We start from the raw sequence: 542 nt of genomic DNA, 5'->3' as shown, positions 1-542 counted from the left end.
AAATACACCACCGCCATAAGGCCCGCGTTACGGCAGGCACTGCCAAACGTCATACGCATTGCGACACCTTCTTGGCCCGTCCGGGCGGGTTCCTTTCTATTCGTTATGCGCTCCCGTGTTACTAGTAGCAACAACCGGTCTAACGATATTTTCGCGGCTAAAATCCGGCGGCAGCTCGAGCCCGCAATTTCATGACGGTTCGCGCTGAAAGTCCCCTAATGTCCTCGCCATGAAAAACCATGTGCGCCCGATGCGACTTGGTTTCCGCGTCCCAATCATCCAGATCATCGATCAGGAAGGCGTGATTGCCTAGGTACGCTGCCGCCAAGTCAGCGGCCAGGCTGCGGGCGGGTTCGCCTGCCGTTTCGAAAACCCAATCCAGAATGTCACTCATCTGCTCGGCGGGTGTCCGCGGCACAACACCTTTGGCCTGATCCTGGACGAATGCGTTGTAAAGAAGTGCGCCAGCCTCGGGATCTTCTGCAGGGTTGCCCGGGCAGAGCCTGGGCTCCCAGGGAATCTGATACATCGATTGGCCAAGT

Annotated in this window: 1 protein-coding gene; it reads right to left on the bottom strand. The window is 57.6% G+C overall.

Translation table 11 applies throughout. The annotated features are described in order from the left end of the window. Window positions 1–157 precede the first annotated feature (157 nt). Window positions 158–542 (bottom strand): hypothetical protein (locus tag GHO25_RS26245; protein WP_178110256.1); only part of this gene is annotated, 385 nt, incomplete at its 5' end.

Origin of the sequence: Pseudomonas sp. FSL R10-1350 (genome assembly GCF_009600525.1) — a bacterium.
GTDB classification, from domain to species: domain Bacteria; phylum Pseudomonadota; class Gammaproteobacteria; order Pseudomonadales; family Pseudomonadaceae; genus Aquipseudomonas; species Aquipseudomonas helleri.
This window is presented reverse-complemented; position numbering and strand designations above follow the sequence as displayed.